Origin of the sequence: Novipirellula artificiosorum, assembly GCF_007860135.1 — a bacterium.
Lineage (GTDB): Bacteria > Planctomycetota > Planctomycetia > Pirellulales > Pirellulaceae > Novipirellula_A > Novipirellula_A artificiosorum.
In genome coordinates, this window is the sequence record NZ_SJPV01000001.1 from 14,789 (window position 1) to 32,924 (window position 18,136).

General features: G+C 56.6%; 1 protein-coding gene. It reads left to right on the plus strand.

Features of this window, described 5'->3' with window-relative positions; genetic code table 11:
- The first annotated feature begins 1,022 nt into the window (after nucleotides 1-1,022).
- Entirely contained in the window at nucleotides 1,023-18,095 is a 17,073-nt protein-coding gene (locus Poly41_RS00050; protein WP_231615288.1) for a tandem-95 repeat protein, read from the plus strand.
- Nucleotides 18,096-18,136 lie beyond the last annotated feature (41 nt).

Genomic DNA, 18,136 nt, shown 5'->3' on the forward strand with positions numbered 1-18,136 from the left:
TTGATCTATCTCGACTTATGGGTTCGAGAGCAAGACCAGTATTGTGACCAAACCTGGGCGTCGGAGGGAATGTCGATTTTTTGCACCCTACCGAAAGAGAGGTTGTGCGGGTTCGCATCACCCTCCACAAGGGTGGTCGTGCAGGTTTATCGCTGTTTTAGGGGTGGGTGCGCCTGCTGAACCCCTTCATCCCCAGCCCTTCTCACCCGAAAAGAGGTCGTCCAGTTTTTTAGTTTTGACTAACACAGTGTTTCGGTATCCAACCACCCCTGCCCGCGCAGAGGTCGTGCAGTTTTTAAGTTGGGACTGCTGAAGTGTTTAGGTACCCAACCACCCCTGCCCGCGCAGCGGGAGGGGTAAATCTTGTAAGTCTTTTTCAATCAACAACTAAAAAAGCGGACGACCTCAAAAGGCGGTGCGAGCTTCCATCGCATCCCTTCCGGCGCCGTCGGCCTTTCTTTTTAACCCACCCGCCAGGGTGGTTTTCGCCCTGCGCTAGCCCTTTTGCTGCTATGCAAGGGAACTTTCGGCTTCGCCGCTCATCCAACGCTTCAGCGCGACCGTGCGGACGTTAGGGCCTTCGTGAGGCAACCACCTGGGGGGTGCAGTGGGTTTTTGAAGGCAAGATTTGCCCGCATTGTCGCTACGACCATTCTGGATTACCCGTTTGGGAAAGTGACCCGAAGCATGGCTGAATTCAATCGTTTGAAGGTGGTTGTTCCGCAACTATACTCGGCGAATGTATTTCGTGCTCCCTTTACACGTGTGGTGGTCGCGAAGTTCAGCTTGTCCGTTTTTACCCAAAATGCCCGATCGAGCGAGTTCTGTTTCGAGACGGCACGTCCCCAACTCACATCCTCCTCACTGCTGCGTTGCAAGACGGAATCTTGTCCCGCGGTATCCTTTGGAAGGTTCGGTCTATGACCTCGCGTAAGCGATTCACAACGTCGACGTCGTCAACTTCATCCTCTCGCACCCCTCGTCGTCGATCCGAAACCGGGTCGAAGTCGTCACGCAAGAAGGTGCGTCGTCAGCATCTGCTCGAAACCCTCGAAGCTCGTCAATTGTTGGCTGGGCCGCAATTGATCGGTATCCAGCCGAACGAGGGCGACCTGATCGTTGACGGTTCGGTCCGTGAAAGCGCACCCCGTGTGTTGACGTTCCGGTTCGATCAGGATCAACAGATCGACGCCAACACGCTCGACGGCATCCGCATCACTCGCAGCGGGCAAGACGACGTATTCAACACCGCCGATGACGTTCGCATCACTCCGGGTTTGGTCACGTTGGGCGACCCGAACCAAAACGAAGTGGTGGTTCGATTTGCCGAATCGTTGCCGGATGACAACTATCGCATCGAAGTGTTTGGGTACGACGATGCCGGTTTGGGAGTGACGGGAATTCGCAACATCGACGGCGAATTGCTACAACCACGGACAGCTGGCCAGCGTTCCGAAGTGGTCAACTTCGATTTGCGTCTTGGCGCGTTGGTGGAAGCGGTGGTTCCGCAGCCGGTCATCCGAAAAGCCGATGGCTCGCTCGAACAAAACCGCAATGAGATTGTCGTCTACTTCAACGAAGACGAGCTGTTTGTCGAGAACGACGACACGGGACAACCGACCGATCGCTCGGCCGAGAACCCACGTTTCTATCAATTGTTGTTCACACAAGAGACGGCGCGAACAACCGACGATTTGTTGTACCATCCCGAAAAGGTCGTTTATGACCCGGCCACGCATACGGCGCGGTTATTCTTCGCGGATGATCTCAATGATTTGCCTGGTGTCCCCACAAAAGGCGGCACATGGCGATTGCGAGTGGGGTCGGCGGTCGATGATCGAATCGACTTGATCATCCAGCCAACGCGAACCGACTTAAACTCGGCGGCTGCGGGCGACACCTTGGGAACCGCGTTCGACGTGGGCACGTTCGGGTTGGATCCCGGGCTGACCAGCTTGGTGTACTCCGAATCCATCGAGGCTCAGCCCTACGCGATTGAATTGCCCGGTGGCAACGATGACCCCGGGCATCCTGAATTCGACGAAATCGCCGGATCGCTGCAGCAGCACATCAATGATGCTTTCGGCCCCGACGTGCAAGATGGCATCACCGAGATCTCGTACAACTTCAACGATATCTTCGATACGAACAACGCCGGTGCGTCGTTCTTGAATCAAATCACCGAGCGGCAAAAGACGCGTGTTCGCGAGGCGCTCGAACTTTGGGCCGCAAAGATCGGCGTCCAGTTCCGCGAAACCGTGGACGAAGGGATCACCTTTGCCTTCGGCAATCCGGCGAATTTGCAGTTCAAGTCTGGCACGACGCTTGTTTCCCAAACCGTTCTCAGTGCGCGGCTGCGGATTGATCCGACGTTTGATCAGCCCGCCATGGTCTTCAGCAATGACGCCAACTATAGCACGGCCTATGGTGAAGATTTCTTGCGCAAAGCAGCTGCCGGCATCGGGTTGATTCTTGGACTTGAAACGACGCCGGATTTACCGGCTCAAACCCTGATGAGTCTGAATAGCGGCTACTTGAATGCCAGCATCGACTCACTCGGTGACTTGGAACCGGTGTTCCCAGGCAGCTTTGATGTGTTGCATGGCCAATACGTCCATCGACCCGACAGCATCGACGTGGACTTGTATCGATTCGAAGTCGATTTCAACGACGCCGATAAAGTCGGGACGTTGACGGCCGAAACCTTTGCCGAGCGACTGGCCGATTCGAGCATGCTCGACACGACCTTGACGCTGTTCCAGGAAGTCAAGGCTTCCTTATCCACCAACTTCGGTATCGACGGGACGCTGAACGTCCGGTTCGATTCGCTGCTGGATGGTCGGCTCAGCAATTGCGAAAAGATCCACTTCGTGCAATCGGATCGTGCGGCTGGCGACACCGCCGTGAAGGTGAACCGAATGCTCGATGCGGCTGGCAACGAGCTTCCCAATGCCGTTGAACTCGACTTGCCACGCGCTGGATCGGTCTCGGCTCAAGCGATCATTGACGCGATCAATGGCGACGCGTTTGCCAGTTCGATCCTGCGTGCGACGCTGGTTGGCGGCGATGGCGCGACCGATGTTTCGGAGAACATCCTGAACTTCTCGCCGCTCGAATTGAAGGGCGGTGGGCTCTATCAACTCACTCGCAACGACGACTACTTCAGCGAAGATTCGCGGATTTCCTATTCGCTAGGCGAAGGGATCTATTACATCGGTGTCGCGGCAAGTGGCAACGATCACTACGACCCAACGATTTCCGAAAGCGGCTATGGCGGGCTGAGCCAAGGCGAATATGAACTGAACGTCAAATTCGAACCTCAAGTCGACGAACGAGATGTGATTCGTGATTTGGACAGCGAACGCGAAGGCGTGCCGGGATCGATACTTGACGGCGACGGTGACGGAATCGCCGGCGGCAACCACAATTTCTGGTTCCAAACGCGGCCATTGGATCGCACGCTCGAATTCATCGGAAACGGGGATGCGGTGACAGCAGGTCAGACGGTTCAGATCACCAGCGCGCAGGATCTACGAGAGACCCGGACCTACGAATTTGTTCCCTTTGGCGGCGCAGCCAAAGCCGGGAACACGCCGGTGTTCTTTAATACGGGCACCGCGGGTTTTCCAACGCCGGCAAGTACCTTGGTCGCCTCGCTACAAACGGCCATCAATCAGGCCGCCGATGAGACCGGTGTCATCGCGACCGCAAACGGAACCTTGTTGGTGTTGACGGGGAATCCGAGTTTGACGCTCTCTGCGAACTCGAGCGGGATCGAGGTGTTCGGCCGCAATATTTTTGTCGACAAAACGGCGGAAGTCCGCGCCGACGGCAGCTTGGACAAGCCGTTCAACAACATTGCCAATCCCAATGTTCCCAATGCGTTTGATGTTGCCTTGCCAGGCGACATCGTCCGAATTATCGGAAACGGTGGTGTGGATCGCGACCTGTCCACGGAAGCCGATAATTACAGTTACCAGATCGGTATCCCCGATGTGGGTGGCGGAATGTACGCCGATGGTCCAGCGATGGAAGTACCCAAGGGGGTCACGACCATGATCGACGCCGGAGCAGCGTTTAAGTTGCGATCGTCCTACATCGGCGTTGGCAGCAGCACCGTCCAAGTCGATCGTAGCAATGGATCGCTGCAGGTACTCGGAACGCCTCGTTTGGTGGAACTGAGCGAGACCTCGGACGTTGTCCCGGCTGGCCGCCCAACCCCAACCTTATTGGCTCAAGAAAACGTTGGGCAAGGTGGGTACGATGACGGCAGCGTGATCTTCACAAGCTTCTTTGATCGCGCCGTTGATTCGAATGCAGCCGGCGACACTCCCGCTGCGGATAAGGGCGATTGGGGCGGGATCCGATTGCGCCGAGACATCGACCAATTCGAAGGGCGAAAGCACCTCGAAGACGAGGCGATCTTCCTGAACTCGATCAACCACGCCGAGATCCGCTACGGTGGGACGCGAGATTTGTTGATTGATTCGGTCCAACAACTCGCCAACCCGATCGATATCTACGACCTTCGTCCAGCGATCTCGTTCACCGAAATCAGCAACAGTGCAGACGCTGCGATCAGCGCCTTGCCGAATAGCTTCGCCGAATCCAACTACCAAGCCCCTCGGTATCAAGCCAGCGGCGTGTTCACGCCTGACTATGACCGGGTCGGTCCCGATATTCATCACAACCAACTGTACGACAACAGCATCAATGGGCTGTTCGTGAGGGTCGTGACCACGCCGACGGAATCGCCGAAAGCATTGACCGTTGCGGGGCATTTTGACGATACCGATATCGTCCATTACATCGCCGAGAATATCATCATTCAAGGCACACCGGGCGGCTCGCTTGAAGATGGTTTTTCACCCGACATGAGCTTGGTCAACGCAGGTCAATTGACCGGTGGCTCGCTCGACCTTGGCAGCTACAACTACGTGATGACCTTTGTCGATGCAGACGGCTTTGAGTCCTTGGCGAGCACCTCCTCCTTTACCTTCGACGTCAGCGAAGATGGGTCCTCGATCAATTTGACCGGATTGCCGCAAGTGCAAGATGGTTCCGCATACCGAACGCGACGTCTCTACCGCCAAGAAACCGCTGGCGGGCCGTTCTTCCTCGTCACGGATTTGAACGGGACAGGCTCTCGCTTCATCGACCGTGGGACCAAAACCGATGGCGTGCTCGATACGAACCATGAAGGTCGTCGCGGACGTCTCGACGCCTCACTCACCGTGGACCCCGGCACCGTCGTCAAGTTGCGCGGATCACGAATCGAAGTCGGCTTCGGTGCTCAATTGCTCGCCGAAGGAACCGAGAGCCATCCGATTATTTTCACCAGCGTGTTTGATGATCGTTATGGTGCCGGCGGAACCTTTGACTCCAATAATGACGCGGACTCCGCTGGCGGTGGCGCGGATCATACCTACGGTGATTGGGGCGGATTGTACGGCAGTCCCACTTCGACCATCAGCTTGGACTACGCCACAGTGGCACATGGCGGTGGCGTGACCTTGTTGACGGGCGGGCAAACACGCGGCTTCGCGGCTCTGGAACTGCACCAAGCCAATGGTCGAATCACCCATTCGCGATTTGAAGCCAACGAGGACGGCCAAGATGGGGCAGGCCCAGTTGGACGATTCGGCTTGCTCGGCGTTACCCCGTCGACGATCTTCGTTCGCGGAGCTCAACCGATCATCGTCGGCAATGACTTTATCGACAACCGTGGATCGATCATCGATATCGATAGCGAATCGCTTACGGCGGATCGACTCATCGATGCCGGCCGTCAAACGGGCGAAAACGAGCGTTTGGCCGTACTCGATGACAACTACGGGCCGATGGTCCGTTTCAACCGCTACGAAGACAACGCAACCGAAGACAACGCCAGCTTGCGTCAAATCAGCGGCATGGAAATCCGTGGCGGGACGTTGACCACCGAATCGGTTTGGGATGATACCGATATCGTTCACGTGCTGTTCGACTCGGTCACGGTCGAAAACTTCCATTCCTCAGGCGGGCTGCGGTTGATGAGCCGCTTGGACGAGAGTTTGGTCGTCAAAATGCTTGGTGAAGCATCACCTCACAACCCCTACCAAGGCACCGGATTGACGGCGACAGGGTCGTTGTCCGACATTTCCGACCGGATTGGCGGATCGATCCACATCCTCGGTCAACCGGGGCATCCCGTGGTATTGACCAGTTTCCTTGACGACACCGCCGGTGCGGGACTTCAGCCCAACGGGGCTCCCTTCACCGATACCAATGGTGACGGCATTCGTTCTCGCCCCGAGGAAAACGATTGGCGCAGCGTGTTCATGGACCAATTCAGCAACGACCGCAACGTCAGTGCTGTTTTGGAACTCGAATTGTCGACCGAATTGGCACCCGGGCTCAATGGCGACCTGGAAACGGCTCAACATCTCGGCGATTTGGCCTCGGGGCCTTACGCCAGCGACGATGTGCGACGACTAGGTTTTGAGGTCGAAGGCTACATCGGTGGTCGCGATGACATTGATACCTATAGCTTCATTGGAACTCCGGGAACCGAGATTTGGGTCGACGTCGATCGCACAACGTACACACTGGATACCGTGATTGAAGTGCTGGATGAAACCGGGCGCGTGCTCGCTCGAAGTGACAACAGCTTTGATGAAATCAGCGGCAACTCCGATGTCTTGGTCCTCGATTCGGCGTTAGCGCAGACCACGACCTCGTTGCAAACGGGACCGGATGCGTTCACCCAATTGGGTGCCGGTGGTCTTTACGAGGACTTCGGTTCGACCAATCCGCGAGATGCGGGGATCCATTTTGCCTTGCCAGGCAGTACGGCCGATTCGACGGCTCGTAGCCCCTATTTCATTCGCATCCGCAGCAATTCGCACAATCCCGATGAAGCCAATTGTGGTTTGACCAGTGGCGGGTATCGGTTCCAATTGCGATTGCAGGAAGAACAAGAATTTGCGGGCAGCGTCGTCCGTTATGCGGATATCCGTTATGCCAACCACGGCATCCACACGCGAGGCTTGCCGAGTTCATCGCCGCTTCTGGGTGAAGCTCAAGAAAACGAAGGCGTTAGTGATGCAATTTCCAGCAACGATTCGTTGACGACGAGCATCACGGTCCCAGGAAACCGCGCTCAATATCTTGGCAACTTGCTCAACAGCGAGAACAAGGTCTTTAGTGTCGGTGGTGCTTTGTCGAGCGCTGGCGATGTGGACTTTTATCAAATTGATGTGGATCGACTGAGCGGACTTGATTCGCAGACGACGACCGTATTTGACATTGATTATGCCGACGGTTTCAACCGACCCGACACGACGCTCTATGTCTACTACGATCCCGATGGCGAGGACGGACCTATCCAACCCACGTTGGTGCTGACGGGTGACGACAGCAGCATCTTGGACGATCAATCCAGTCCACTCACAAGCATGCCGGACGATTTGCTTTCGCGCGGTTCGGTGGCAGAAGGCGATGCGTTCATTGGTCCGATTTCGCTCTCGGGTGGATCCTACTATGTCGCGGTCGTTAACGACGGTGCCATCGCCGACGCACTGCGGAATCCAACCACGCGTCGCGAACCCCTCGAATCGGTCCTACGAATTTTCGAAGACCATGTCAGCTCAATCGGTGGCAGCACCGCCTTGCCCCCGCGCGAAGGTGCATTCATTGACCAGACGACGCTAAATCCAGGTTGGTCCGTGACGACGGTTCGAGCGACCGATCCCGGGCACGGGATCAACGAGACCTTTAATGGATCTCGGACCAGTGCCCTGTTCCCACCGAGCAATCAAGCTGAGATTGAATTCAACAACGCGTTCTTAACCGCTCAGGATTTGTCGGCAGGCGATCCCGAGTGGAGTTTGGCGAACGACGCCAATATCGGCGACGAGAACTTTGGGACGTTTAACCCCTCAACCAATACGTCCCAAGCGATCCCTCATACGAGTGTTTTTGGCACGACCGTCAATGAAATCGTAGACATCTATCGATTCGACGTCTCCCAAGACAATTCGCGGGTGATTTTGGATATCGACAACGGAGCCATTCCGACCTTCTTTGATCCAGACAATTTGCCAGCAGACTTCCCTGATTTCGATGACACCCTCAACGCGAGTGGCGTCGATTTGAAGATGCAATTGTTTGATGCAGCGTTCAATCAAGTGGGGGTAACGAGTTTCTTTTCGGAGGTGCTTGACGGCCAACTGGGTAGCTTCCCCCAATTTGTTTTTGGCAACGTGACCAGTTTCTTCACGGAAGACCCGTTCATCGAACAAGACGCATTGGCGGCAGGGACTTACTATGTCGCGGTCTCACCCGAAGCGACGACGTACGATCCTGCAACGCTCTCCTTTGACTTGGCGGTCGACCAACGTCCTGCGACGGGAACCTACACGTTACATGTCTCCGTTGAAAACCATCCCAACGATGGTGGCGATCCCAGCAACGAATCGATCCGTTTCGACCGTAGCGCCGCTGGCGGAACCTTGGAAAGCGCCGCGTTCGATCTATCAGGTTACGGACCGAGTGATCAACCGAAGTTCTACTTCAGCTACTTCTACGATCCGGGTGCTGGAGACTCGGTTGAGATTCGTGCACGAAGCAACGAAAACCCGGCCGGAGAGATCCTCGACGACGCTGCGATCAACTCAACGATCGTCGGCAATGCCTGGAACCAGGGCGTCGCTTCGCTGTCGGATTTCGCGGGCCACACGGGGGTGGTGATCGAGTTCGAATACACCACCGGCACGGGAACCGGCGAAGGCCTGTTCTTGGACGACTTCATCGTCGGTTTCGCGGAACGGGGTGAAATGATCACCGGTGCCCCCGTCGGTTCCGTTGGCATCATTGGCGCTACGGGAGCGGGCCAACCCACGGGTGAATACCAATTGGAAGTTCGTCCAGGGACCTCCTACGCAACTTCCTCTCGTTTCGGCGGTCTCACGCTCGACACGACGTTTGACACCAATGTTCGTCAGACCGAATCGGTGACGATTGTCGCACCCCATGCGGATCAAATCACCGATGGCGATACCTTTGTCTTGAGTGATGGCATCAAGCAAGTGACGCTTGAGTTTGATTTGGACGCGTCGGTAACACCGGGGAATGTACGGATTGCCTACACCGCGACGAGTTCTCAATCCCAAGTCGCGGATGCCATTCGAAGTGCGATCAACTCGCAGACCGTCCAAAGTACGCTGAAGATTCAAGCGTCGGATTCATCTGGATCGGCCACGGGCGGCTACGACGACGTCAAGGTCAGCCTGACCGGAAATGTGATTGGCGATTTCCTCGCCCTCGACGACCCCGCGGACTTGCCCGATTCGGGAATGCCCTTGGTCCCCACCGGCGAGCCGTTCCAATTGCCGGTGGTCTATAGCCAGGGCATTGGCGACGAAAACTATGAACGCTATCAGAGCCAAGTCGTTGTCGAGCACAATATCATTTCTCACGCTCGGGCAATCGGGATCTATAGCGAAGCGGGCGTCCGCGGGTTCGATCCGGAGGATCTCCAAAACAACTTCTTCTTCACCAGCGATAACCCGGTTCTCAATCCAGAGAACCTGTTCACTCGGTTCAACGGGCTTGATCCGGCTCCGATTGGAAACGCCTACCCCGGTGCGGTGCGCAACTTCCCAACGCTCAATGACGACGTGATTGGCGGTCAGATGCCAGGGATCGTGGTCCGCAACAACATTGTCGACCAAGCTGGATTTGCTGGGATCAAGGTCGAAGGTCAAATGCGACCTTACGTGATCGATTCGTCAACCTACGACCTCAACGCCGTACTGTTTGGCGATTTGATCGCGGACGGTTTGACGATGATCATTGACGCTGCCGATACGCGCGTCGTCTTCGAGTTCGAGGAATTGGCTGGCGCGCCCGTGGCCGCTGGTGGCAGCGGCGTCCAAGGTGGCAACGGCTGGGTCGATGGACATGTTCCCATCTATTACCGTCGTACGGTCGCCAACACCTACAACGGTGGCGGAGACGCCAGTACGCGTTACGAAACGATGCTGGCCATTTACGATGCAATCAATAGCAGCATTTTGGTCACCAACGGGCTGGACCCGCTGGTCAAAGCAACCTTGGCAACCTCGTTGCAGGGATCCAACGATAATTTCTTTGGTAACCTTTTCGGTAACACCAGCACGTCCGTCTATGTCGAAGGTGCGACGAACATTCTGTTCTCCTCCTTGTTTGCCAACGTCGGATTGAATCCGTTCATCGGCCAAACGGGGTTGGCAGCCGTTCACGAGGCACCGCAACCGGTAAGTAAAATCGTCAACAACACGGTCTACGGCGAAGACGGGACGCAGTCACGATTCCCGGGATCGGCGACCGCCGAACCCAATGATGTGCTCCTGCAAGCGGTGGAAACCTATGTGGGGAACGCCCACACCGGCGCGTTTGTCACGGCGGCTCAAATCGGTGATAACTCGGCGGTCACGGCCGCGGCCGATGTCGATATGTATCGCGTCTTCTTGGGCGCCGGTGATCGTTTAACCGTGGACATCGACTCGTTGGTGGAAGATGTCGATAACGACATCACGGGCGGGCCGGATACCGTGCTTCGATTGTTCGATTCACGGGGCATCGAGATTGCGTTTGTCGATTCCGCGACGGCGCCGGACTATCTCGAACTTGCCGCGACGACACCCGAATTCCTGATCGATCCGGCTACCGGAAACTTTGTGCTTGATGCGAATGGTAACCGAATCGTTGCCAATGCTGCCGATCCGTTCTTGGACTTCACCGCTCGGACCGAAGGCACCTACTACGTTGCTGTTTCGTCGGCAGGCCATGAAGATTACGATGCGCTAACAGTGGCGGACCGGGTGGATGGTACGGGCGGCAGCGGTGAATACAACATCGCGATCAAGGCCTATGCACCGCGTTCGTTTGTGCTGACCATCGACAATATCAACAATCGAGAGGGTTTTGATGCGGCGGCCTTGATTGGAACCACGTTCACCATCACGCAGATCCCAGATCGTTTGGAAACGGCGAACAACCCGACCAACGTGCAAACCTTCGAGTTTACGAATGCAGCCGGTGGTTTGAGAGTCAATGGCAACGTGAACATCCCGCTTCGCGACGGGGAACAGTACCGTGTTCCCGACATCGCCACGGCGATCGCCGACGCGATCAGCGGGGTGAACTTCGCGGACAACCAAGGACTACCGAACCCACCCCTTCCAAACCATGAATTCGGCAATGGACCCGATGATGTAACGGGCCCCATCGCTCGAGTGACAGCGCGTGCCCTGGGTGGGCAAGATGGCTACAACGGTGGTTTGCAGTTCTTCTTGGGTGGGGCAGACAACAACACGGTCTTTGGCCATAACCGCACCAACGCCCAAGTCAATTCGAGCCCCGTTGCTGGATCGTCGTCACGTGGTGACGGCGTCTCGGAGCTGTACGTGCTTGTCGAACGAGCGGCGGAAATCACCATTAGCCCGGAAGCGGCAGCGGCCGGTCTGCGGCTCGACCCCGCGGCTGGACTCAATATTGACCAACTGCTGCCCGAGACGGGTGTGCTTCTCACCGGTGGCAGCAGCGGCACGGTGCTCAACAACGTCTTCTCGAACTTGCACCAAGGCGTGGTCAACGAGATCACCAAGACCGGTGGCTTTAGCTCCGGTGCTGCGGATCAGCATCCGAAACCCGGCGCGACGATTGTGACCGGCAACACGTTCCAGCATATTGAAACAGCGAACAACGTCTTCCGTCTCCAGATGTCATCTCCGTTTGGCAATATCGGGATCACGCCGAGTCCGAGCAACGTCAATGGTGGAACCGATGACTTCAACCAAACGCTTGGCAACAATGACGCCCTGTTTGTGAATCCGACCGCTGGCAATTTCTTGCCCGCGCCCGGTGCCGCTGTGATCGATAGCGCCGTCAACGCGATCACCGACCGTCCGACCTTTGTCGATGTGAAAGAATCGGTCGGTATTTCGCAGAGCAATGTCGTTGCACCGGCACGTGATGCGTACGGTGTGCTGCGAGCGGACCATCCGCTGTATGCTCCGGCGCATGCGGTCGGCGAAACCATCTTTAAGGATCGCGGAGCTGTCGAGTTGGCAGACTTTGTGGGTCCTGTCGCGATTCTCGAAGTGCCTCGCGACAATGACGCTTTGGTGATCGATGCCGATGGCGCCACCGCGTTTGTAACGTTCGAAGACGAAGTCTACAAAGAATTCCGTATTCAACTTCGCGACAACGGCGACAAATCGGACCCATTCTTGGGTCACGGCATCGATGACAACAGCGTGGTCGTTCCCGAAGGCCCTGGCCCTCGGATGAATGGTTCCAACATCACCGTTTTCGAAAACGACAAGTTGCTCCAAGAGCGGATCGATTACACATTCCATTACGATCCGAACAAGAACATCATCGTGCTGACACCGCTTGCGGGGATCTGGAAGAACGATCGATCTTACCGAATCGCCGTCAATGGCTTGGATCGGTCGGTGCTGATCGCTCCGAGTGCGAGTCAGGTTTCCGACGGTGATCAGATCACGATCACCGATGCCAACGGTGGCAACATCGTGTTCGAATTCGAAACCGGCTACCAATTAGCGGTACCTGAAACGATTTCGTTGACGGTCCCCTTCGAGGGAACCAACGAAGGTGGGATCCGCGATGGTGCGATCTTCCAACTCAGCGATGGCAAGAACCCCACGAATGTGTTTGAGTTCAATTTGCCCGGCGATGCAAAGTTGCCTGGCAGCGTTCAGATTTTGATCCCCGCAGGGCCGACACCGGTGGAACCCGATGAGCTTGATGCGTTCCTGACCACGATTGCACAAAACACCCAAAACGCGATCGATTCGCAAGTGGCCGCTGGCAAACTTGATGTCGACACGCGGTTGGATGGCTACACGGTGATCGTGGGCGCGGAAACCGGCGCAACGGTGAACACGCGCGGCAGCGGTTTGGTTCAAGACATCCGCACGCTCGCCCTGCGGGTCCCGGCGGCGGGTGCTGGATTTGGTGGCGTCGTCGATGGCGACTCCTTCACGATCAATGATGGGACCGAAACGGTCACGTTTGAATTTGACAACGCGGGTGGATTGAATGACCCCACCAACCAAGCCATTTCGATCTCGGGGAATCCCACGGCATCGCAGTTGGCACTGTTGATCCAACAATCGATCGCCAATCGCATGCGGCTCGATCCGCTGCTTTATGGCAACACGGTTTACTTGAATTTACCGGTCGAAGGTTCGGCGATTGTGCCGACCGGTCAATTAAGTTTGGTCGGATTGAGCCGAACGCCAGCCGATGGCGATTTATTGACACTGACACCCAACGATGGTTCCGCCCCTGTGGTGGTCGAGATCAATCGCACCGACGAGCCGGATGACGTGCTCGGCGGGACAAAAGACGATGGTGTCACAACGGGTCACACCGCCATCAACATCACGCGTTTGACCACCGCCCTTGAACTTGGCCAAGCGATCGCGAACACCATCACCTCGGATCAGATTGGCACGATTGCGGGTTTGAATAAGAACGCGGTCTCGGTCGACGAAAGCGGATTGGTGTCGATCGGCGGCATGGCCGGATTGGGATTGAACACAACCGGCGTTGCACTGGAAGTCACCGGAGAACCGAGTGTTGCGGGTTCCTCTCGCATCGAAGTGTTCGGTCCGCTGCTACTGCAATTGCCGTTGGTTGGCGGTGGTGGATTCACCGACGGCAGCGTGCTGATTTTGAAAGATGATCTCGGCAACGACGTCGTCTTCGAATTCAATGTTTCCGGCACGGCCCAATCCGTCGCCGGAGCGACTCCCGTCACCTTCAATACCTTCGACACCGTTGATGTGTTGGCCGACACGCTGGTCACCGCGATCAACGCCTCAACGGCGAACATCGTCTCCTCCAACACCGGCAGCGGGCGGGTGTCGCTCGGCCGCATCAGCGAAAGCCGTGTCGTGTTGACTGGCATCCCCGGCGATCCGATCGATCCGACCGATGATGTTCCAGGTGTGCCGCAGATTTCCACACGCCGCGGCATTGTTGCGGACGGTGAAATCTTGACCATTCGCCAAGGCAATGAATCGGTTTCGTTTGAGTTTGAATCGATCAGCAACGGTGGCGGTGTTCAAGCCGGCAACGTGGCCATCCCCTTCTCACCGACCAGTTCGACCGGTGACATCGCGGTCAGCTTGGCGGCAGCGATCAACAACAACAAAGGCAACTTGCAAATCTCGGCATCCGCCGCGGTGGACGCGGCAGGCGTCGCCACGGGCGTCGTCAACATCGACGATGTTCCCGGTACCGTGATCGATTCAAGCCAAGCACCCACGTTGAACGTCCTGGGCGTTCCAGGAGGTGCTCAGCCGATCTTCATCACGCCTTCGTCGAGTGACGAGGATGTCAAGCGTGCGTTGATCACGGCGATCAACAGCGATTCGGTTGCTGCCTTCACCGATTTGCACGCGGTGGACCGTGGTGGATCGACCTTCTTTGTCGAGAACGCGTCCGACTTCAATGGTCCGATCTCGACGTACTACTTGCCAGGAGTCAAAGATGTTGACGGTAACCCGCTTGAAGCGAACCGTCAGGATGAATCGAGCCAGTTCACGATTCTGATGCCGTCGGTCGGGATGGATTATGGCGACGCAGCCGACCCGATCGGTGGAGTTGCTGGACGGTATCCAACGACACTCAACCACGACGGACCACGTCACGTTGTCGGCGGCGGTGTGATGTTGGGCACCTCGGTCGATGTCGATTCCGATGGCCGACCAAGCAATTTGGCCGATGGTGACAATGCCGCCTTGGTCGTGACCAGCACCGGCACCTTGTTCAATGTCACCATGGCCGATGGTGTTGCGACGATTGAGGTCGCTGCAGGTGTCTCACCGGGCACGCGTGATGGTGACACCATTGTCATCAATACGGGTTACTCGACGGCAACCTTGGAATTTGACATCAACGGCCGGTTTGACGAGGATCACTACGAAATCAAATCTTCGGTAACCGATACGCCAGCGATGGTTGCAGCGGCGATTGGAAGAGCGATTGCCGAAAGCCCACTTCGTCCCGCAATGGTCACCGTCGAAGGATCCACGGTCACGGTCAGCGGCAATGACGAAGATGGCGTGAGCTTTGTGAGTGACAACAACCCCGAGGGGATCTTGAATTCGGGCGTCGGCACCGTCGTGTCGGTCACCCAACCCGACGGTTCGGTCGCCCAGGAACTTCGCTATCCGGTGACCGTGACGGTTTCGGGTGGCGGGTTCGTCGATGGATGGATCGACTTTGGTGCCGATGGTGATTTTGATGACCCTGGTGATCAGATCCTGTTCAGCGAACGATTTGACGCAGCCGCTGGGCCCGTCGAAAAGACGTTCTTTGTCAAATATCCCGAGAATCCTTGGAACGTGCTTGACCCCGCGATGACGTACGCTCGGTTCCGCGTTTCGAACACCGGCGGGCTCACCCCAACCGGGATGGCATTGAGCGGCGAGGTCGAAGATTATGCCCTCCGACTGCTGCCGGGGCTGCCCCCAACGGTTTCGTCCACTCAGGCGAATCGTCAATTCGTCGGCTCTGAAGATCAAACGCTTCAAGTGCTGGACGTCAATGGCACGTTGACGCCGAGCATTACAAATGACAACGGCTTGTTGACGGACATCACCGATCCGGATAACGATGTTCCCTTAATTTATGCAGACGATGTCGGCACAAGAACTTTGGTGACCGCCGAGGGCGTTACCGCTGGCACGCTGACACTCAACAGTGACGGAACGTTCTCGTTCAATCCAGTTGCCGATTTCAGCGGCAATGCGATCTTCACGGCACGCGTCACCGATGGCGAGCTGATCAGTTCACGAACGATCACGGCAACGATCACGCTCAACCCGATCAATGATCCGCCAGTTGCGAACACGGCCGACGTGATCATTTCGCAAACGATCAACGAAGACGCTGTAACGACGCTCGACCGCGACGTGCTGATCACTCCGTTCTATTCGCCAGGTCCGGCGAATGAATCGAGCCAACCGATGATCATCCAATCGGCTGGCAGCATTCGCGGACCGTTCCTGTCGTCGCTGGGTGGGACGATCTCGATCATCGACAACGGCGTGCGGTTGGTTTATACCCCACCGGCCGATTACAACGGCACCGTTGCCGATACCTTCACCTATTCCGTTGCGGATGTACCGGGTACCGGCCAGTCGCCGCAAACGGCGGCCAAGATGGGAACGGTTTCGTTCTCGTTCCTTTCCGTCAACGACGCGCCGCGTTTGATCAACGACAGCTATGTCGGCGAGGAAGACACGGAGTTGTCGATTCCCGTCAGCAACGTGGCAGGAACCGGCGTTCTCGACAATGATGCCCCAGGCCCTGCGGACGAAGTGGCCGCCGGTCAAACGATTGGACTTGTGACCAGTGTGTTCCCACAAAACACCTTCCGTGGTGGAACCGTACGTCTGAGCAACGGTAACTTGCTTTACAACCCACCCGCTGAGTTCAGCGGTGTGGACCAATTCAGCTACACCGTTCAAGACGATGCGGGTTTAACTTCCTCGGCGACAGTGATTGTCAACGTCGGTGGTGAAAACGATGGGCCGATCTTTATCGGTATCAACGGCGATCCAAATGAAGACTCGCTTGAATTCGAAGAGGCCAAGGCCGATCCGAAGAAGATCCAGTACGATTTGTCGACTTGGTTCGAAGATCCTGAAAACGACGACATGACCTATGCGGCAACGTCGACGAACACATCGATCGTAGCAGCCAGCGTGGTGGGGGACACCTTGGTTCTGGACTTGCCACCGTATGCGTACGGAATGGCGACCTTGAACATCACGGCGACCGACGCCAACGGCGTTGCCACGGTCGAATCGATCGACGTTAACGTCGTTGACACATCGGACCCACCGCGAATCGTCGGCACGCTCGATCCGTTGACCACCGCGGAGGACGTCGACGTCGTCAGCGATCTGACCACCGTCTTTGCGGATCCCGATGGCGAACCCTTAACCTATTCGGTCACTTCGCTTGGCGGCATTTTGAACCCAACGGCGGCTCAGATCGCGGCCAGTGATTTGATCGAATCGATTGCCTTTGAGGGCAACGAAATGCGGATCCATGTCAAGCCGGATCAATCGGGCAAAGTCGATCTCGAAATCGCCGCGACCGATGGTGACTTCCGCATCAGCGACAACTTCGAGTTGACGATCACTGCGGTTGCGGACGCACCGATTGCTGCCGACGATGCCTACAACGTACCGGTCGGAGCGACGCTGCAAATTTTGAATCCCGCCAGCGGGCTGTTGCGAAATGATCGGGATGCCGATGGGGACGCGATCACGGTCGATGTCAGTTCGGTCACCCCGGCCGATTCTAACTTTACGGTCAATCCCGACGGTACGTTCGTTTACAAGGCGACGTCGGGTAGTGTCGGGTCCCAGGTGAGTTACACCTACAGCGTGGTCGACGCCACCACGAGCCGCAGCAACACCGCAACGGTGACGTTTACGCTCAATCAATCGCGTTATCAAAACCCGATCGATGATTTAGCGTCGGATGTCAACGCCGACGGCCGAATCACCGCAATTGACGCGCTGCGAGTGATCAACTTGCTCAGCAGCCCGCAAATGAGTGGTCAATCCTCGCTGTCGGTCAGTGCGATTGGCACGCCACCGCCTGACTTTGTCGACGTTAGCGGTGACGGAATGGTTTCGGCCTACGATGCACTTTTGGTGATCAACGCGTTGGAAGCCTTGCCAAGCACCCCGTCGGGCCAAGGCGAATGGGCCACCACCGAAGCGGTCAATTTGACCGCCGGATCCGCCTCCACCGTTTCGTATGCTTCGATCTCGCAAGCCAACTTGCCGGTTCGAAATGCGATTGCGGTCGAGGAGGAAACGGTACAATCGGTAGCGGAAAACGTGACCGATCCTCGTGATGCGATTCTCGGGGCGGGCTTCGAAATCGGCAACGCCTCGCTTGAAGCGGTGGCCGACGCGGTGGTTTCCGCGAACAATGAAACGGGGCCGACTGCGGATAGTTCGAGCGTGGACGCCGCATTGGCATCGTTGCTTGACGACAATTTATTGGACCTTTAAACCCTGACAACTTGATTTTCCATCCTTCATCATCCTACGGC